Source organism: Fulvivirga imtechensis AK7, assembly GCF_000331535.1.
Classification (GTDB): domain Bacteria; phylum Bacteroidota; class Bacteroidia; order Cytophagales; family Cyclobacteriaceae; genus Fulvivirga; species Fulvivirga imtechensis.
On sequence record NZ_AMZN01000073.1, the window covers coordinates 23,744 to 42,591 of the forward strand.

The window sequence follows — 18,848 nt, forward strand, 5'->3', positions numbered from 1 at the left end:
TAGCGATATTATTACGTATCTTGGTATAAATTCCATCTTTTTGAGAATAGTCATAGCATATATTGCCATTAGCTTTCTCTTTGTCTCTCATGTAGTGGTAGGCCAGCAGACCCGCTATACCTTTCATGATGAAGAGAAAACACAGCTCAAAGAGATATACCATGTAAAGGACACGATTTCCAATATTCTTGAAGGAAAGTACCTCTCATATTATATCAATGGAAACATAGAATCTACAGGGCAATTCTCTAACAACGAGACGGTTGGCAAGTGGGAATTTTTCTATGAAACGGGAAAGCCTAAAATGCGGGGGGTACTTAAAAACAACTCTAGTGATGGATACTGGGAGTATTTTTATGAGAATGGCAACAAAAGTATGGAAGGTGAGATTGTCAACCAGAAAAGGCAGGGTGAATGGAAGATCTATTATGAAAGTGGCGCTGTAAAAGAAAAGGGTCCGTTTAAAGATAACAGGCAAGAGGGGCTATGGAAGCACTACTATGAAGAAGGTAATCTAAAAGGAGAAGTAGAATATTCGTATGGAAAAGGCCGCTTTACGGAATACTATCCGACAGGTGAAAAACGAGCGGAGGGGCCCAAATCAGACACCCGGAATGTAGGAATATGGAAGTACTATTACAAAGATGGTGTGCTTCAGGCGGAAGGTCAATATGACAATGGCCGGAAGTCCGGGATGTGGAAATATTATCATCATAACGGGGAGTTATCAGCGGCAGGAGAGTTTAGCAAAGGAGAACCGGAAGGAGAATGGATCTATTATTATGAGAATGGCGCTGTAAGCTCAAGGGGAAAGTTCTCGGAAGGTAAAAAAAGTGGCTACTGGGGCCTTTTCTATGAAGATGGCTCTCTCAAGGGAGAAGGAAATTTTGCAGATGGAAGCGGCAACTATGTGGAGTACTACAAAAGCGGCAAACTGAAAGTGAAAGGCCCAATTGTAGACGGTAACAACCATGGCACCTGGAAATACTACTATGAGGGAGGTGACCTTGAGGGAGAGTGTGAATTCGAGAATGGCAGGGGAGAATACCACGGTTACTACCCTGATGGTACGCTTCAGACCAAGGGGATAATTGATGACGGAAAAAAAGTTGGCAAGTGGGAGTTATATAAAAATGATGGCGCTTTATCAGGGTATTTCAGGCCTATTTACGATAACACACTTTTAAAGAAGGAGGATATGCGGACTATCCGGGAGACTAAAAAATATGGTGTGGCAGAGTTTAGGTTCAGAGGCAGGAAGTTTAAATATTTCGAATCCCGGATCAATGAATTTCAAGGGGTGATCATGAGCCTCAATCCCCTATCTTCCCTAATTGGCAGAATACCTTTTGGCTTCGAGTTTTACATGCAGGAGCGGTTAGGGCACGAGTTTGAATTCATGTCTGTCCGTGATCCGTTTTATACAAAGGATAATAATGTGCCCTTGAACGAGGTTTATAGCAGAGGTTATGCCATGGCCATCAAACAAAAATTTTACAATCCTGGTGGCGACTTCGGACTGTGGTACTTTGGACATGAGATCAGGTTTACCAATATCAGCCATTTTGCGAATATAAACCATGTGCTGCTTCCTGATAATGTGATAAGAGCCAGCGCCAGTGAGCAAAAAATTGAATATTCAGCGCTACTGGGATACCGGCTCATGCAAAATACGGTGAACAAAGGATTTACTGCTGATGCGTTTGTAGGCTTAGGTACAGGATATAGAAGCTTTGATGTGGAGGATAATTTTGCTGAGACTTTTGACGATCTGTCACAACAAAAGGTTCCGTTAACTTTTAGTTTTGGGCTTAATCTTGGCTATACCTTTTCCTTTGGAGCCCGAGGGAGGAAATAATTTTTAAGGATAAAAACCTTACAGAACGTGAAGAAGATATTTGATTTGAAACTGAGGCCTGAGGAGGCTTTTGATGAGGCCCGCTTGCAACAGGCGCTGCAACGAAAAGCCGGGGCTGGACCCAATACAGCCTTTCGTATTGTAAAAAGATCTATAGACGCCCGCCAGTCAACGGTGTGGGTGAGGGTACAGACCGAGGTATTTTTCAACGAACCACGCCCGGAATTGATCCAATATAAAAAGAACTATCCTAATGTTTCGAATGCACCCGTAGGCCTTGTTATCGGTGCGGGCCCGGCAGGTTTATTTGCAGCGCTTCGTCTGATCGAAAATGGTGTAAAACCGATTGTTTTTGAGAGAGGGAAAGATGTGAGAACAAGGCGAAGAGATCTGGCAGCTATAAACAAAGATCATGTTGTAAATCCTGATTCCAATTATTGTTTTGGTGAGGGCGGGGCTGGCACCTACTCCGATGGAAAGCTTTACACCCGGTCAAAAAAAAGAGGTGATGTGCAGCGGATACTTGAAATACTGGTGGCGCATGGGGCACGCGAAGAGATACTGTACGATGCTCATCCGCACATTGGTACCAATAAATTACCGAAAATAGTTGAAGAACTTAGAGAAAGCATTATCAATGCTGGGGGTGAGGTGCATTTTAATGCAAAAGTAATTGACTTGGCAATAGATAAAGGAGAGATAAAAGGGGTAAAGCTGGAGAGCGGTGACCTAGTGAAAGGAGAGGGAGTTATATTGGCTACCGGGCATTCAGCCAGGGATATTTTTGAGCTGCTTCAGACCAGGCAAGTAAAAATAGAGGCTAAACCCTTTGCTCTGGGGGTGAGGATCGAACATCCGCAGCAGCTTATCGACAAGATACAATACAGTTGTGAGGGCGACAGGGGCACTTATTTACCGGCCTCTTCTTATGCGTTGGTGAACCAGGCAATGGTCAAAGGGCAGAAGCGAGGCGTGTTTTCATTCTGTATGTGTCCGGGCGGATTCATAGTGCCGGCAGCTACGAGTCCCGGAGAAATAGTAGTAAATGGAATGAGTCCGTCACGAAGAGATTCAAAATTTGCCAATTCGGGAATAGTAGTGGCTGTTGATCTTAACGACCTTAAAGGATTTGAAAAACACGTAGCTTTGGCTGCCATGCAATTTCAGAAGTCCATTGAGCAAAAAGCTTGCGCATTGGCGGGAGGAAGACAAACAGCTCCGGCCCAGCGAATGGTGGATTTTGTTGAAAACAGAATTTCAAGTTCATTGTTAGAAACATCATACCAACCTGGAATTTTATCTTTGGACATGAGGGAGGTATTACCTGCCTTTATAGCTGAGAGCCTAAGACAAAGCTTTAAGGCATTTGGAAAAAAAATGAAGGGCTATTATACCAATGAAGCACAAATTATAGGCGTAGAAAGCCGCACATCGTCTCCTGTAAGGGTGCCGAGGGAAAAGGAAACCCTGGAGCACGTAGAGTTGAAGCGACTTTTTCCTTGTGGAGAAGGGGCAGGTTATGCCGGTGGCATAGTTTCAGCCGCCATGGATGGGGAGCGTTGTGCAGAAGCCATGATAAAGCAATATATAAAACCTTTGATGAACAAATGAAAAAAACAGCGATAATCGGAGCAACCACAAATCCCGCGAGATATGCATATTTTGCTGCCGAGCTTCTTACACGGCATGGCCATGAAATAGTGCCAATAGGTATAAAGAAAGGAGAGGTAGCCGGCAAACCAATACTGGATCTCCGTGAAAAGCCTTCTGTTGACGGAATTGATACTGTAACCATGTACATTGGCCCTCAAAATCAACCTGAGTGGTACGACTACATACTCAGTTTGCAGCCCAAACGTATCATTTTTAATCCAGGGACCGAAAATCTGGAATTTCAGGAAATGGCCAATGGTCAGGGAATTGAAATAGAAGAGGCCTGCACTTTAGTGATGCTGAGGGTGGGAAATTATTGACCTACTCCTTAGTGCCTCTAAGAATCCCTTGCCGTCATTGTGCCCGCCTGCATAGTCGCTAACCAACCCTGCAAAAGGCCGGATCACAACCCGCTCAAAAATTTCATCGTATCCACACCATCTGCATAATCCCATACCTCAGGGTATTGTGCATTTCCGAACGGTTGGCTGTTCGGCCAGTTATCAGCTACTATACATTGGATCTTTTCCTTATTCTGATCGAGAATGGACTTCAGCTCATCCTCACTGCCATATTGCTCGTAGTATACCACGGAGATGGGAGAGACCATTTGTTTTTCTTCACGAAGCATCAAAAAACCATTGTCAAAGTGTGCTTCTCCATTTACCAGATAAATAGATTTATTGTAGTCATAATTATTGGAGTATTTATGGTGATGCGTGATGCCCTGGTAATGCTGGATACCCTCGAAAAAGGAATTGAAATCATAACCTTGAGGGACAAAGAGCTTCGAAACATTTCTGCAGCCTAAGCCGAAGTACAGGAATATGTCCTCTGCCAGACCTTTGAAATCCTCCGAAGTCTCGTTGCCGGTTAAAATGGCGCATGATGTCCTGTTTTTACGAATGATATGGGGGTATTTTGAAAAATAATATTCAAAATACCTGCTGGTATTATCGCTACCTGTGGCTATAATGGCATCGATATCCTTTAGTCTCTCTTTTATAAAGACTTGCTCCTTAAACGATGGGGCTATTTCAGTAAGTTCTGTAATGATAAACTTTATCAGCGCAGTATCTTGAGAACTCAGCTTTATGTGTGCCTGATTACCGCTGATCAATACTGAAAGCAGGTCATGAAACCCGACAAACGGTATGTTTCCCGCCATAACGATACCTACCTTTTTGTTCTGATCTTTTATGGGGTATTGGCTGGCCCATTCCTGCAGTTTGTCTTTCTGCAGGTAACCAATGATGCCTTTTAAGGCAGTATCTACGTTTTCAGGAGTAAACCAATTATTATTGGCACGGGCCTGTAAATGCAACTTTGTGCGCGTGTTTTCATTTAGATTTTCAAGGTATTGTCCTAAGGCCGACAGAGCGGCAATTCTTTCTTTAATATCCATATATGATCCGAACCTTTACGCTTTACTTAGTGTCTCTAAGAAACGCCAATGTCTGCGTTACGCTCGCCCCAAAAATGCTCATCCCGACAACTGTTCGGGACTCCGCTTTTGGCACTTCACAAGCCTTGACCTTGATGTTTTCTTAAAGCCACATAGAGTTTTCTTTCAAACACTACTTATGTTTGAAAGCAGGAAGATAGTTCCTATTTTTGCAAAGATTAGAAATTAATACTTTATACATAGAAAATACGCTATAGAAATGGCAATAATGATAACAGATGAATGCATCAATTGTGGTGCATGCGAGCCGGAATGCCCCAATACAGCAATATATGAAGGTGGAATTGAATGGAACTGGAGCGGAGGCACCGACTTATCGGAAGTGGAGATGGAAGATGGTTCTGTGATCGATGCAAAAGAGATGCAGGAGCCAATATCGGATGAATTTTACTACATAGTTCCGGGAAAATGTACTGAGTGTACAGGCTTCCATGAAGAGCCTCAGTGTGCTGCGGTATGTCCTGTCGACTGCTGCGTGCCTGATCCTGATTACGAAGAGACTGAAGAAGAGTTGCTGGCCAAGAAGGATTGGATGCATAATGAATAGCAGTTCTGAGTTTGCAGTTCTCAGTTCATAGTTTGTTGGTTTTAAACTGAGAATTCAGAACTGTTCATCTCATTTTTGACCTTTTGATAAGGTACGCGTTGAGCACCTCATTATAGTCAGCGCTGATGTCAGCTTCAATGAAATCTATTTTGAGCTGCCCACATCTCAGTTTTAGCTCTTGATAGTACTTTTTAATTTGTTGTGTGTAATTTTCTTTTACTTCATGAGGCTGCAACTTAAGCTTTTGACCTGATTCAAGGTCAATAAACTCATAGGGGCGGTCTTCAAAATTAAAATCATATTCCGTTGCCATATCAGTAACATGAAACAGCAGCACCTCATGCTTGTTGTGTTTGAGGTGTTGCAGCGCTTTGAATATCTCATCAAGTTCATCTTCATTGTCGAACATATCGCTGAAAATGATGATCAACGACCTTTTATGATTCTTTTCCGCAACTTCGTGCAAAATATTAGCAACGGCCGTTCTTTTGTGTTTATCCTCCTGCTTGTAAAGGTGCTCCAGTTGGATAAATAGTTTATTCAAATGCGTGCCGGTGGATTTTATTGGAGTGGTTGTTTCGATTTGGTCTGAAAATGTGGTGATACCCACGGCATCACGTTGTTTTTGTAACAGGTAGGCTATGGCTGCAGCAGAAAGTATACTAAATGTAAGCTTTCCCTTTATATTCTGTGGGTAGTGCATGGAAGACGAATTGTCTATTACTATCTGACAGCGCAGATTTGTCTCCTCTTCGTACCTTTTTGTATATAACCGGTCGGTTTTTGCATATACTTTCCAGTCGATATGACGCGTACTTTCACCGGTATTATACAACTGGTGTTCAGCGAATTCAACGGAAAATCCATGGTATGGCGACTTGTGCAGACCGGTGATAAACCCCTCAACCAGTTGTCTGGCCAGGAAGTCTATGTTGCCTATATCTTTGACCTGATCGAGGTTTAACTTCATGAAGGTGCCCAGTGTTTTGATAGGCTAAAACTAACAAATTGATCTCTTTACAACGAACGCAAATTAAAATTGTTTTGTAATTAATAATTATCTTGTTTGCATTAAACCTAATTATTGTACTATATTTAACACTGATTTATAAAAACTAAGGCTATATTATAAACTAAACTATTAGGATTGTGGAAGAGAATAATACCAATGAAAGAGAGGAAATATTTTCTGAAAGGGTAAGAGCAGGAAAGAGGACGTATTTCTTCGATGTAAAGGCTACGCGTTCGAATGACTATTATCTGACAATTACCGAGAGTAAGAGAAGGTATAAGGATGATGGGTTTACTTATGAAAAACATAAGATCTTCTTGTATAAAGAAGATTTCAATAAGTTCGTAGAGGCTTTGAATAGCACGGTAAATCATGTTAAAGACGAGCTATTACCAGACGTTGATTTTGCACAATTCGATCGTCCTCTTGATCTGGATGGTGAGGAGAATGAAGACAGAAGATCAGAGATTGACACAGAACTGAAGTGGGATTAAATAGTCCTTATAAATAATATAAAAAGGCCCTTGATGTTTCGAGGGCTTTTTTATTGGTGGTGTTGTTAGATAAAATAGTACCCCTGCATTGATACCTTAAAGACGTGTAAACGCCTCATCCTGTCAAAATTCTGTAGTTTCTCTACTTTCAACTTCTCGCTTCGATTGCCCAACCCCACTCATATGGGAACATGCTGAGTCACTTATCACGAGTAGCTCCCGGTTCTTTTGCACGTTCAATTTTTTTCTTACCAGGCAGGATTGATTTTGGATGTCAATCATTTGACAATTAAAAATTTAACAAATTACGAACGGCCTTTTCAATTATTTTTTGAAATACTCGTCAATATTTTAAAGGCAACATTGTTGCATTTAAAGAGGGTTATTGGTATATATGCAACACTGTTGCAATAGTAAAGGGTAAGCCGAAAACCTTTCAACAGAGTAGGTATCAATCAAAATTCAGAAAACTATGAAAACCAACAAAGAGGCTTTGATCTCCAGGATACTGGCTGACAAAGCGGCAAAAGCGGTAGGAAGCGCACATTGCAGCAACTGTGGTCATTGCACTTCTACCTTTTAATTTTTGATGTTTACGTAGCAGCGTGTTTATACATGCTGCTGCTATTTATTTCAACCTGCTTATGGAAACACTTGAGAAGAACCAGCTAGAGCAACTACTTGAGTACGAAAATGAAGATGTACTATCAAGGTTTCTTGATTTGTATAATGTTACTGAAGGAGAGGCGAGAGATATACTTAAAGAAACATTAAAGTTTTTATATATCAGCCAGATACCCGGGGTTTTCATACCGGATGATTTGCTTGTTATTGATGAAATGTGGCACAACTTGATCTTGTTTACCCCGGAGTATCACAAGTTCAGTCAAAAGTACTTTAGTCAGTACTTCCATCATATTCCGGCTCGCAAACAGGAGAAGGAAGACCGTAGAAAGTCCATGGATGCTGACCCTGACAAAGCTAAAAAGGCATACCTGGATAAGCTGGAAAAGCTGATCTCCGTTACCTATGACCATTTAGGTGAAGATACCGTAAGAAAATGGTTTGAGGAGTATCCTGTTAAATACAGTAAGGAGCAATTGAGGATACTAAGAAAGTAGAAGAAACATGAGTATTTTCCCTAAGCGTTCCGTACCAGGTGGTACCGTCACCATTCACTGGAACTTCAACACGGCCCATTTAAAAGATGTACACATCTTTCCCTGGGTGAGGATCGGGGTTAGGGACCCGAAAGGTAAGGAGACCATGCTTTTTGAAAAGCATGTACTTGGCCTTCCTGACCCGGTCGGACCCAAAAAGAGATATGTAAAGAAATTAAAGTATCTCAATAAAAACCTGCCGTTGATGATTGTAGCTGATTACCTGGGCGGCCGGCAAAAAACAGAAAGGCTTGTTGAGATCTTACAAAATATTCAATCAGGTCGGCACTACTACTTCACATATCATGTGCCTGAGGATGCTCCTGCCGGGAAATACACCCTGATATCCGAGGTTCACAGTGGTGGTGAAGTGAGGTATTCCAAAACTGCGGCAGATGACTATTTTTTTATCGAAAAAATTACCCTCGAACGGATCGTGGAGGATGCATCGGAGGCCATAGTTTTTAACCACTCTGAAGAACGCACCCCTGTAAAAGTAATAGGATGCCACCCTTTGCCTGAAGGCAAAATGCATACGGATGTTGAGGTTTTTGAAATCCCGCCTTTACAGGAAACATCTATTAAAATGAGCGCTCCGGTTAGTTATCTTGCCTATAATGAGGAAAGACAGATCATACCACTTCAATACGGCTCTTCCGGCTATTTGCTGAGAAACCAATGCATACCACAAGCAGCCAAAGCAGATGGCAGCATCTATTTATTTAAAAAAGATGTGGAAGAAGCCTATGCACTTGAGGAAGCGCACAAACTGCTGTGGGAAAAAGCAAATGGCCTGATTAATACAGCCAGCCTTTCTGATAACGAAAAACCGCTGCTTGACGAGATGGCGGCCGAAGGACTGATCCACAAAGTGTCTTTCGACTAAAGACAAATAATCCGCTCATCCTCTCATTCAACCTGTTGATATTATTTTCTGTAAATATTTAAATGCAAGTGTTTTGCGTTTGTGCATAAATCTTATATTTGCAACATAGTTGCATTTAAAGACATGGTTCGATTTAGTATTTATATTCTTCTTTTAATGGTATGCCCGGGTATTTCCGGTGCATACGCAGCAACTATTTCCGGTGTAGTTCTGGATGAAAAGGGTAATGTCATTCCAGGTGTATATGTTGAGCTTTCCCATGCCGGAAAAAGTTCCATAACGGATGAGGCCGGACATTTTACTTTTGCAGAACTGGCACCCGGAGTTTATGAGCTAAGCTTTTCTTATATCGGTTTTGAACCTCAAAAGAGAACCCTCACCATAAATGCCGTACGGCATGATGTAAACATGGAAGTAACACTTGTGGAGCAGGTTACGGAGCTTAATGAAGTGACTATAACCGGGAAAACGGAAGGACAGGAGCTACAGGAAAGTGTAGCCAGCGTGGCAGTTTTGGACACACGCGATTTTTATTCTAAAAATATCAATACCAGTGACGTCATCAAGCAGATCTCGGGCGTGAACGTACGGCAAACCGGGGGCTTTGGCAGTGACGCGCAGGTTTATATCAACGGTATGTCTGGCAAGCAGGTAAAATTTTTCCTTGACGGCATCCCTTTGTCCTACTTCGGCTCAGGTTTTGGGCTGAATGCCTTGCCGGTCAATATGATGAAGCGGATCGAGGTGTACAAAGGTGTAGTGCCTGTAGACCTTGGCGCTGATGCCCTCGGTGGAGGTATTAATATTATTTCAAGGAAGGAATACATCAGCTATATGGACGCCTCATATGCTCGGGGGTCTTTTAATACGCACAAGCTCAACTTCAATGGGCAATGGGTAAATCCTTCGGAAAATGTCATTTTGGGCCTCTCTTCATTTTACAACCATTCGGATAACAACTACAAGATTGATGTAGAGATCCCCGATGCCAATGGTAATCCGCAACCTGCTACAGCAAGGCGTTTCCATGACCGGTTTACCAACTATTTATTAAACTTTCATGGCGGTGTTTTTGACAAAAAGTATGCAGACAGGCTGATGGTTAGCGTCAGGTATTCGGGGTTGGATGATGATATTCAACACAACGCTATTATGTCACAGCCCTATGGAGAAGCTACTTATGAAGAGTCTACAACGGGGGTTTCGCTGGAATATGAAAAGCAGTCTGTTCTGCCTCGTACCGACCTTAAATGGTATGGAGGCGCCAATTTCACATCTGGCTATTTTCAGGATACCACGCTTAATGCTTATACCTGGGACGGTCGGGTATACCGGAGGCGCACGGATGGGGGCGAAATATCTACTTCGGGAAATTTGCTGGACCTAAGTTCTAAAAACGCTGTCAACAGACTTAATATCACTTTCCACCCATGGAGCAAGGGACATTTTACACTCAATATACTTTCTTCATGGTTTAAACGAGTTGGAGAAGATCCGGTGGCATCGGATTTCTACGGGCAGGATTTCTATGGCAATCCTACCAAACTGATCAGGAATGTGGCAGGGTTGGCCTATAAACATGCTTTTATCAACGGGTTGACGAGCTATACTGCGCTTAAATATTTTGCATTCAGCGCGGATGGTTATTCCATTCGCAATATGGAGTTTCTCCCTCACAGTCAGTCCATTTCAAACTATGGTATTTCACAGTCCCTTAAATACAGCTTTACAGGCCATTTACGGGCAAAAGCCTCCTATGAATATGCCACTCGTCTCCCGGACGAGCATGAATTATTCGGAGATTTTACGCTGGTTAGGCCTAATCCATCACTTAACCCTGAAAAGAGTCATAATGCTAATGCTGGTCTGCAACTCAACAGTCGTAGAATAACAGCCGAGGTGAGTACTTTTTATCGCATAACCAATAATATTATATGGCTTAGAACTTCTCAGTTTTTTGCTCAATACCAAAACCTGCTCAAAGCCATGGTTAAGGGAGTGGAGGCGGAGATACAATACACGCCTTTTACCTTCCTGTCTGTAAAGGCCAATGCTACTTATCAGGACATTCGAAACAGGTCGCCCAGGGAAGTAACCGGCTCGGTTGATAACCGTTATTTCGATGCCAGGCTCCCCAACATTCCTTACCTATTTGGCAACGGAGAAGTACGCTTTACCAAAGAGAACATCTTAGGTAGCAAAAACAGCTTTTCCGCATGGTGGTCGGCAGGTTATGTGCATGATTTTTATCTGTTCTGGGCAGTGGATGGCCGGAAGGACCTGAAGAACACAATCCCTGAACAGTTCATACAAAACGCTGGGGTATCGTATAGCCTGCCCGAAAACAAATTATCCGTGGCTTTGGAGTCCTCTAATCTTTTTGATCGCAAGGCGTACGACAACTTTAGCGTACAGCGGCCGGGAAGGGCTTTTTATCTCACATTAAGAACTTTTATAAACACTAACCAAAACAATAAATGAAAATTCAGTTTTTAAATCTATGGTATTGCAGGGCGGCCCTTTTTTTTCTATCGGCCCTCGCATGTGTAGCTTGCTCTGATGACGATGGCCCTGCTGCCACGCCAGAGACGGAGGTAAATTATGCTGTATCCACAGTCAGCGGGGCATGGCCTGATCTCACCACGTATATTCAGGGGTTGGAAAACCTGGATCTTTCGAGTGTTGATAACAGCAATGCGATTGAACTTACCGGAAGTGCGAGTACTGTAGCCTACGGGAAAAGCCTGTTTGCCACACCTTTTGGCGCTCCGGCTAACCTTGTAAAGTATGTGTTCAATAACGAAGGCCTTCCTGAAGAAGAAGAAAGGATAGTGGTGCCCGGTGCCAATACCTTTTCTACGTTGCATTTTGAGAGCGAAACAGTAGCCTATGGTACGGTATCAGGTGGTATTTCCAAGCTGATCATCTTCAACCCTACTACCATGCGCATTGAAGATGAAATACCACTCAGTGCGGTGATAGATAAGGTGCCGGAAGCGACTCGTACTTACTATCTGGATATGCTGGAGCGGGACAATAAGCTGTTTATGGGGGTGCACTATGAGAATAACTTTGTGCCTGTCAACGATTCAGCTTATGTGGCGGTGATAGACCTGGCAACGCACCAGGTAGAAAAAGTAATAGCCGATGGCAGAACGGGGATGGTGTTTGGCGGTCAAAGCCCGAATTCCGGAATGGTGAAAACTTCCAATGGAGATATTTATGTGCAGGCCCTGGGTACTACCAATGCAGGTGGAAGCAGCCCCAGTGGCGTTTTAAGGATCAATAACGGAGAGACTACATTTGACCAGGATTATTTCTTTAATCTGGAGGACGCCACCGGCAACATTTGTTTCGGCATCTACCACACATCGGCCGGGCAATCATTCACGGCCAGAGTGGAAGATGAGAGTGACTTCTGGGAGTACGCTACCGGGCAGCCGCAATTCAAATATTATAAAATAAACCTTGACGGGGAAACGAGTGAGGGTGCGGTACAGGGGCTACCGGTAACCTACGGATCCCGTAGGATGATCATACATGAAGAAAGCGCCCAAAGTCTGCTTTTTTCCATAGCCACCAATGACGAGAATGCGGTGTACCGGTACGACCTGTCATCGGATAATGCTACGAAGCTCTTTACTTCGTCAGGAGGGTATATCACAGGATTGGAAAAACTGGATTGAGAGGAATGATTCGAAAATTAATATGCCTGGCGCTATCCATATGGGTCTGTGAGCAGGCGTTTTCCCAGATCAATGTTAGGGGAACTATCGTTGACGCGCGGCAAAACAGTATACCCGGGGCCACAGTGAGCCTGACCAGTGATAATAGAAGCCTGGGCATTACTACAGATGCAGCCGGTGCTTTTAGCATAATCCTTTCTAATACGGGGACATATCAGGTAGAAGTGAGATTCATCGGTTATGAGCCCCATCTGAAGTCATATGAATTTCTTCAACAGCGAGAATATAATTTGGGTACTATTGTGCTCAGCGAACTTGCCCACGAGTTGCAGACAGTGGAAATACTCGGACGTCAGCAACGGGACTACAGCAGTGACTATTCCTTTTCGGCCACTAAAATTGGTATTAAAAACAAAGAGCTTCCCCAATCGATGGGTACAGTCACAAAAGAGCTGATAGCAGACCGGCAGGCCTTTCAGTTGGCTGATGCGGTGAAAATTGTCAGTGGTGTGGCCCCATCAAGTTTTTATAATCAATATAATATACGGGGCATCAGCCAAAACGAGGAGGGACAGATCATCAACGGCATGCGAACCCGGCAGTATTATTTTCTTCAGCCCATCACCTCTCACATTGAAAGAGTCGAAGTGTTGAAAGGGCCGGCTTCTGTTACTTTCTCCACCGTAGATCCGGGAGGAAGTATTAACATGGTCACAAAAAAACCTTTGGCAGAAGATCGCAAGACAATTAGCCTGAGTGCAGGGAGCTTTAGCACGCTTAGAGCTGCTTTGGATTTCACAGGGCCTTTGAACAAATCCAAAACGCTGCTGTACCGCTTCAACGGTGCTTTGCAGGAGGCGAAATCTTATCGCGATCTGGTCACCAATAATGCTATGCTTTTTACACCTTCTATCAGCTACATCCCCAACGACAAAACGGCCATTAATGTAGAAATGATCTACAGCAACAGCGAAGGCACGCTGGATCGAGGGCAGCCCATTTTTGGCGCTACAGCGGGTATCTCGGACTTGAACAGCACACCCATCAGCTTAAATTTAGGAGCTTCCAACGACTACTTCATCTCCAAAGAGTTCATGCTCATGACTAACCTGGCGCATAAGCTCACCGACAACATCAGTTTCAATATAGCTCATATGAAACAAACCTGGAAAGAAGACCTGCAGGAGCACCGGACTACCAATGCTTTTGCAGTAGATATTGACAACCAGCCGGTCACTAACCTGGCACGCATGCAATTCGTGCAAAGGCAGCAATATTGGGATATTGATAATCTGAATGCATACTTTAATGTTGATTTCAATCTTGGTCAGGTCGCCAACAAGCTGTTGGTGGGCTATGATTTGAGTCGTTGGCATAAGACAAAAGGTGGTGGACAAAACGCTGCACGAGGTTATTTGCTGGCGGATGGAGGTGTGACCTCAGGTTTTGATGCTACTAGTGCAGACACCTATCAGACCATAACAGTTGATGGACGAATACTGCCAAAACCAAACGTTGCCCACTTTGACCTTAATAATCCGCAGTACACCATCAAGAATGTTCAGGATTATGTGCTTAACTCCAGGATTGCAGTGCCATCGGCCCTTACTACCACACATGCAATTTATGTGCAAGATCAGCTTAAGCTGGGAAGGCTTTCCGCACTGCTTAGCTTGAGAAGGGAATGGTATAAAGACATCACCAACTACGAAGCTCCGAACGAACGTGGGTTTAACAATACTGCGCTGATCCCGAGAATCGGCCTTACCTATGAAGTGACACGGCAGGTCAATGTTTATGCTACTTACCTGAAAGGCTATCAGCCGCAGGCAAATACAGTTACACTCATGCCCAATACTGGGGCATTTTTCTGGGATCCTAATTCCCCGGCCCGGTTTAAACCGCTTATCAGTGATTTGAAGGAGGTAGGCGCAAAGGGTGAGTTTTTCGATAAGAGAGTGATCATGAATATGGCGGTTTACGAGATCAATCAGAAAAATATTTTGATCAACGCCAACCTTCCGAATTTTCCTGATTCACTCGTGCAGCGCGGAGCCGACAGAAGCCGTGGATTTGAATGGGATTTGGCAGGGTTTATTTTGCCCAACTGGCAGATCAACGCTTCCTACAGTTACATAGATGCCCGTATCGTCACAGATCAGGACGAAAGCCTCAACGGCAAACGTAAGGAAAACACTCCGGTGAACAGCGCAAACATATGGACGCGCTACGATTTCTCTGGGTCTGGTATCCTTAAGGATCTGGGAATTGGCGTGGGATTGCAGCACAGCGGAAGCAAGGTGCCATGGTTTACCCGCGACTTTACCGTGCCAGGATATACAATTATGGACCTAGCCGTGTACTATAATCCGGCAAAAACCAATATGCAACTGGCGCTGAACATCAATAACGTACTGGATGAGACCTACTGGATAGGTGCGCAAAACTATCTCAGGTTGTTTCCCGGTGCGCCTCGAAACTTTATGATTACAGCTACATATAAATTCTGACCCGACAAATGAATAGAGCGTTAGTATTTCACATAGCAAAACATTTCTGGTTAAACACCTTTCGGTCAAAGGCCATTTATCCGATAATGATTATTGTAGGTTTAATTGTAGCCTTTGCTGCCTATAGTGGATGGAAAAGCTACGCTACCCATAATCACATTCGCACGCACTATCAGCAGGTAGCGCGGGAGAGCTGGGAAGCCAATCCTGACAAACATCCTCACCGGATGGCGCACTACGGCTCATTTGCGTTCCGGCTAAAACATGCCCTTAGTGTCTTTGACTTTGGTTTGGAAAGTTTTACAGGCAATGCCGTTTTCCTTGAGGCGCACAAACAAAATAGCGTAAACTTTTCAGAGGCCAGCTTCTCAACGGGGCTGCTTCGGTTTGGTGAAATAAGCATGGCCATGATCCTTCAGATCATCCTTCCCCTGGTTATTTTCTTCCTTGGGTTTGTCTCTGTCGCAGTAGAAAGAGAGCACGGAACCCTGAAGATCATCCTTTCCCAGGGTGCAGGCTGGAAGGAGATACTTATCGGTAAGTCTGTGGGACTGATGGGGCTCGCTTTTTTGTTTTTCATTCCTGTAGCACTGGTTATCCTGCTGTTGTTATTCTTGGCTACAGAAGGAGGGCTGACGGCTGACATATGGCTGCGATACGCAGGGATCCTCATCAGCTACTTGTTGTTCTTCCTGATCATAAGTATCATCACCGTGCTGATATCTGCGGTGAGTAAATCATCCAAAGACGCGCTGATCAAGCTACTGGCGCTTTGGTTGTTCTTTTTCATTTTGTTGCCACGCACCACCCAGGCGCTGGGAAGCTACTTTTATGCTTCACCGTCCAAAGCGGAATTTGAATCTGTTGTTGAAAAAGAACTGATCAAAACTGGTGATAGTCATAATCCTGATGATCCGCATTACAAGCACCTGAAGGATTCTGTCTTGCTTGCACATCAGGTAAATTCTGTGGAGGAATTGCCATTTAATTACAGCGGATTTGTAATGCGTGAAGGAGAAAAGTTAAGCTCCCGGATCTATAATGATCATTTGAATGATTTACTGGAAACTTATCGAAAGCAAAATAGCTTTACCCGGATCACCGCATTGATCAACCCCTACGTAGCTGTCAAAAATGTTTCCATGGCGATTTCAGGAACTGATTTTGAGTCTTACATCGATTTTCAAAGGCAGGCAGAAGACTATCGATATCAGTTGGCGCAGCAGATGAATGAACTGCAAATGGAGCTGATCAGTAACAAAGCACCGGCCCCGGGTGAAAAGCCCCATACGATAAGCCGGGACCACTGGAAGCAACTGCCGGATTTCAAACATCGGTATATCTCCATAAGTAGTACGCTTCGAAGCGAATTATGGTCAATCATAGCGTTACTTGGCTGGAGTATAGCCACCGTTGGGGGCATTATTTATTTGTCAAAAAAAGCAAAGGCAATCTAACTATGTACTTACTGATAATTAAACAATTTATTCGTTCTAAAGCGGTAATACTCACTACAATACTGATCCTCGTGTTGGGTTTAATCAGCATTTTTATTGGTAACCAGTTTCTGGTAAAGCAGGAAAAAGCAATTGCTGAAGTCACCAGGCATCAGCAAGAACACATTGAGAGAAACGTAAGCTGGATTGATAGTGACATGGGGCTACTGCTCTATTACCTGCGGTTTGCCCTGATCAATACCCCGGATAATCTGACGGCACTATCCATTGGGCAGCGTGATGTGAACTCAGGGATTCAAAGCGTAACCATCCGAACACTTGAAGGACAGAAATACGACACCGATCTGAATAATCCCACCAATCTGCAATCAGGTAACCTGGATTTCGGCTTTGTGATCATCTACCTGTTTCCATTGCTTGTCATTGCATTTACATATGACCTGTTATCTGAAGAAAAAGAGAAAGGGACGTGGCGGTTGGTTGCCATCCAATCTCAATCTGTTCGCGGCTACCTGATCAAAAAATTATCCGTCCGTGCAGCCCTGCTGTATTTGGCGTTGTTTGTACTATTCGCCATCGCCATTCTGAAGCTCTCACTCCCGATCAACGAAGTGCTGATGGCATTTATGGCCCTAAGCATTCTGTATCTGACTTTTTGGCTGGCGCTAAGCTTCTGGATAGTATCGCTGCAGCGCAATTCGAGTTTCAACTTGCTTACACTGCTTTCGCTATGGGTGGCACTTGCCATTCTTCTGCCTGCATCGGTGAACAATTTCGTGGCTAACCAGTATCCGGTTCCGGAAGCGTTAAGTACCATGGTAAAACAGCGGGACGGATACCATGAAAAATGGGATATGGAGCAAGAAGTGACCATGAACAAGTTCTTTGCTCACTATCCGGAGTATCAAAAGTATCCGCTGCCCGAGGGGAACTTTAGCTGGCTCTGGTACTACGCGATGCAGCAGATGGGAGATGATGAATCACGGCAGCAGAGCGAGGCCATGCGTAAAAAGATCATGCAACGAGAACGGGCAAGCAGTGCAGTGGCTTTGTTTGTGCCTACTATGCATACGCAATTAATATTTCATGATCTTGCCCGAAGCAGTTTGGATGACCACTTGAAATTTCTGGATCAGACCAGCGCTTTTCATGAAAAGATGAGGCTGTATTTCTATCCGAAGATTTTTGAGAACGCCTCCATCAGCGATGTCGACTGGAAACAGTTTAAACCCGAATATTTTGCTGATAAACCGGATATCAACTGGGCCAGGTCAATGTTTCCCCTGCTGCTTTTCATCATTGGTTTTGCTCTGTGGTCGATCATTAATCTAAAGAAATTGAAGGTCACCTAAAACTTTCTTACAAACACTAAATAGGAACATCATTAACTGATAATAAAGAACAAAAATTTTTGCATATGCTACAAGCTACAAACCTTACCAAAAAATACGGTGATTTTACCGCTCTCAACGGACTTAACCTTTCTATTAATTCCGGTGATATCTTTTGCCTTTTGGGTGCCAACGGAGCTGGTAAATCTACTACGATCAACCTGTTTCTTAATTTTATTGAGCCTTCTGGCGGACAGGCTACCATTAATTCCATGGATGTAAAGCAATATCCGAAGGAAACGAAGCAACTGCTGTCCTACATTCCGGAAAACTTAATGCTATATCCGAACCTGACCGGACTGGAAAACCTGGATTTTTTCTGCGGTCTTGGCGGAAAACGCTACTCCAAAGAGCAGTTGGAGGAGCTGCTTGCGCAGTCTGGCCTGCAGCCCGACTTTATACATCAGCGCGTGAGCAGCTACTCCAAAGGTATGCGTCAAAAGGTCGGTATAGCTTTGGCCAGAGCGAGAGGAGCCGGTGTGCTGCTGCTGGACGAACCTACCTCAGGCCTGGATCCAAAGGCTAGCAATGAATTTTCAGAGCTGCTGCTCGATATGAAGGAAAAAGGGGTAGCTACATTGATGGCAACCCACGACCTGTTTCGTGCGAAAGATACCGGCACGCACATCGGCATCATGAAAGAAGGGGTATTGATAGAGCAGTTCAAATCAGAAGATGTGAGTTTTCAGGATCTGGAAAAGCTTTACCTCAAACACATGCACAATTAAA

At 43.8% G+C, this 18,848-nt stretch carries 15 protein-coding genes; 13 read left to right on the forward strand and 2 right to left on the reverse strand.

From position 1 onward, the window contains the following. Positions 1 to 40 precede the first annotated feature (40 nt). Genes C900_RS21080 through C900_RS21090 form a run of 3 tightly spaced genes read left to right on the forward strand, consistent with a single transcriptional unit; the run spans position 41 to position 3,831 of the window. Positions 41 to 1,858 (forward strand): toxin-antitoxin system YwqK family antitoxin, encoded by a 1,818-nt coding sequence (locus tag C900_RS21080; RefSeq protein WP_009582241.1) that lies wholly within the window; start codon positions 41 to 43, stop codon positions 1,856 to 1,858. 27 nt (positions 1,859 to 1,885) lie between these two features. Continuing rightward, a complete protein-coding gene (locus tag C900_RS21085; protein WP_009582242.1) occupies positions 1,886 to 3,469 on the forward strand; it encodes an NAD(P)/FAD-dependent oxidoreductase in 1,584 nt (527 codons plus the stop codon). Next, positions 3,466 to 3,831: a CoA-binding protein gene (locus C900_RS21090; protein ID WP_009582243.1), complete on the forward strand. Its 366-nt coding sequence runs from the start codon at positions 3,466 to 3,468 to the stop codon at positions 3,829 to 3,831. The genes C900_RS21085 and C900_RS21090 overlap by 4 nt, the downstream gene beginning before the upstream one ends. A gap of 83 nt (positions 3,832 to 3,914) precedes the next feature. On the opposite strand, the gene C900_RS21095 is transcribed toward C900_RS21090, so the two are convergent. Beyond that, positions 3,915 to 4,916: an acyl-CoA reductase gene (locus C900_RS21095; RefSeq protein ID WP_009582244.1), complete on the reverse strand. Its 1,002-nt coding sequence runs from the start codon at positions 4,914 to 4,916 to the stop codon at positions 3,915 to 3,917. Positions 4,917 to 5,175: 259 nt separating this feature from the next. Between C900_RS21095 and C900_RS21100 the strand changes: the two genes are divergently transcribed. Next, positions 5,176 to 5,523 (forward strand): 4Fe-4S binding protein, encoded by a 348-nt coding sequence (locus C900_RS21100; protein WP_040497235.1) that lies wholly within the window; start codon positions 5,176 to 5,178, stop codon positions 5,521 to 5,523. A 64-nt stretch (positions 5,524 to 5,587) separates the two neighbouring features. On the opposite strand, the gene C900_RS21105 is transcribed toward C900_RS21100, so the two are convergent. After that, positions 5,588 to 6,493: a DUF58 domain-containing protein gene (locus C900_RS21105; RefSeq protein ID WP_009582246.1), complete on the reverse strand. Its 906-nt coding sequence runs from the start codon at positions 6,491 to 6,493 to the stop codon at positions 5,588 to 5,590. Positions 6,494 to 6,672: 179 nt separating this feature from the next. Between C900_RS21105 and C900_RS21110 the strand changes: the two genes are divergently transcribed. The 9 genes from C900_RS21110 to C900_RS21150 all read left to right on the forward strand — a co-directional run bounded on the left by C900_RS21110 (position 6,673) and on the right by C900_RS21150 (position 18,847). Beyond that, the gene (locus C900_RS21110; RefSeq protein ID WP_009582247.1) at positions 6,673 to 7,029 is read left to right on the forward strand and encodes a DUF3276 family protein; all 357 of its coding nucleotides are present in this window, start codon (positions 6,673 to 6,675) and stop codon (positions 7,027 to 7,029) included. A 644-nt stretch (positions 7,030 to 7,673) separates the two neighbouring features. Next, a complete protein-coding gene (locus tag C900_RS21115) occupies positions 7,674 to 8,150 on the forward strand; it encodes a glycine-rich domain-containing protein (RefSeq protein ID WP_009582248.1) in 477 nt (158 codons plus the stop codon). Positions 8,151 to 8,157: 7 nt separating this feature from the next. Next, a complete protein-coding gene (locus C900_RS21120; RefSeq protein ID WP_009582249.1) occupies positions 8,158 to 9,075 on the forward strand; it encodes a hypothetical protein in 918 nt (305 codons plus the stop codon). Positions 9,076 to 9,198: 123 nt separating this feature from the next. Next, entirely contained in the window at positions 9,199 to 11,556 is a 2,358-nt protein-coding gene (locus C900_RS21125) for a TonB-dependent receptor (RefSeq protein WP_157494109.1), read from the forward strand. Beyond that, positions 11,553 to 12,761, forward strand: coding sequence for a DUF4374 domain-containing protein (locus tag C900_RS21130; RefSeq protein ID WP_009582251.1), 1,209 nt, complete (start codon positions 11,553 to 11,555; stop codon positions 12,759 to 12,761). The genes C900_RS21125 and C900_RS21130 overlap by 4 nt, the downstream gene beginning before the upstream one ends. A gap of 5 nt (positions 12,762 to 12,766) precedes the next feature. After that, on the forward strand, positions 12,767 to 15,271 hold the full coding sequence (locus C900_RS21135; protein WP_009582252.1) for a TonB-dependent receptor: 2,505 nt from the start codon (positions 12,767 to 12,769) through the stop codon (positions 15,269 to 15,271). Between the two features lie 8 nt (positions 15,272 to 15,279). Beyond that, positions 15,280 to 16,728: a DUF3526 domain-containing protein gene (locus C900_RS21140; protein ID WP_040497236.1), complete on the forward strand. Its 1,449-nt coding sequence runs from the start codon at positions 15,280 to 15,282 to the stop codon at positions 16,726 to 16,728. 2 nt (positions 16,729 to 16,730) lie between these two features. Then, entirely contained in the window at positions 16,731 to 18,080 is a 1,350-nt protein-coding gene (locus C900_RS21145; RefSeq protein ID WP_009582254.1) for a DUF3526 domain-containing protein, read from the forward strand. 65 nt (positions 18,081 to 18,145) lie between these two features. Beyond that, positions 18,146 to 18,847, forward strand: coding sequence for an ABC transporter ATP-binding protein (locus C900_RS21150; RefSeq protein ID WP_009582255.1), 702 nt, complete (start codon positions 18,146 to 18,148; stop codon positions 18,845 to 18,847). The last annotated feature ends 1 nt before the right edge of the window (position 18,848 follow it).

What these genes read in the sequence shown, in the direction of transcription:
- C900_RS21130 (WP_009582251.1), top strand. Translation starts at nt 11,553, where the DNA reads ATGAAAATTCAGTTTTTAAATCTATGGTATTGCAGGGCGGCCCTTTTT.
- C900_RS21090 (WP_009582243.1), top strand. Translation starts at nt 3,466, where the DNA reads ATGAAAAAAACAGCGATAATCGGAGCAACCACAAATCCCGCGAGATAT.
- C900_RS21105 (WP_009582246.1), bottom strand. Translation starts at nt 6,493, where the DNA reads ATGAAGTTAAACCTCGATCAGGTCAAAGATATAGGCAACATAGACTTC.
- C900_RS21145 (WP_009582254.1), top strand. Translation starts at nt 16,731, where the DNA reads ATGTACTTACTGATAATTAAACAATTTATTCGTTCTAAAGCGGTAATA.
- C900_RS21140 (WP_040497236.1), top strand. Translation starts at nt 15,280, where the DNA reads ATGAATAGAGCGTTAGTATTTCACATAGCAAAACATTTCTGGTTAAAC.
- C900_RS21150 (WP_009582255.1), top strand. Translation starts at nt 18,146, where the DNA reads ATGCTACAAGCTACAAACCTTACCAAAAAATACGGTGATTTTACCGCT.
- C900_RS21125 (WP_157494109.1), top strand. Translation starts at nt 9,199, where the DNA reads ATGGTTCGATTTAGTATTTATATTCTTCTTTTAATGGTATGCCCGGGT.
- C900_RS21135 (WP_009582252.1), top strand. Translation starts at nt 12,767, where the DNA reads ATGATTCGAAAATTAATATGCCTGGCGCTATCCATATGGGTCTGTGAG.
- C900_RS21100 (WP_040497235.1), top strand. Translation starts at nt 5,176, where the DNA reads ATGGCAATAATGATAACAGATGAATGCATCAATTGTGGTGCATGCGAG.
- C900_RS21115 (WP_009582248.1), top strand. Translation starts at nt 7,674, where the DNA reads ATGGAAACACTTGAGAAGAACCAGCTAGAGCAACTACTTGAGTACGAA.
- C900_RS21120 (WP_009582249.1), top strand. Translation starts at nt 8,158, where the DNA reads ATGAGTATTTTCCCTAAGCGTTCCGTACCAGGTGGTACCGTCACCATT.
- C900_RS21095 (WP_009582244.1), bottom strand. Translation starts at nt 4,916, where the DNA reads ATGGATATTAAAGAAAGAATTGCCGCTCTGTCGGCCTTAGGACAATAC.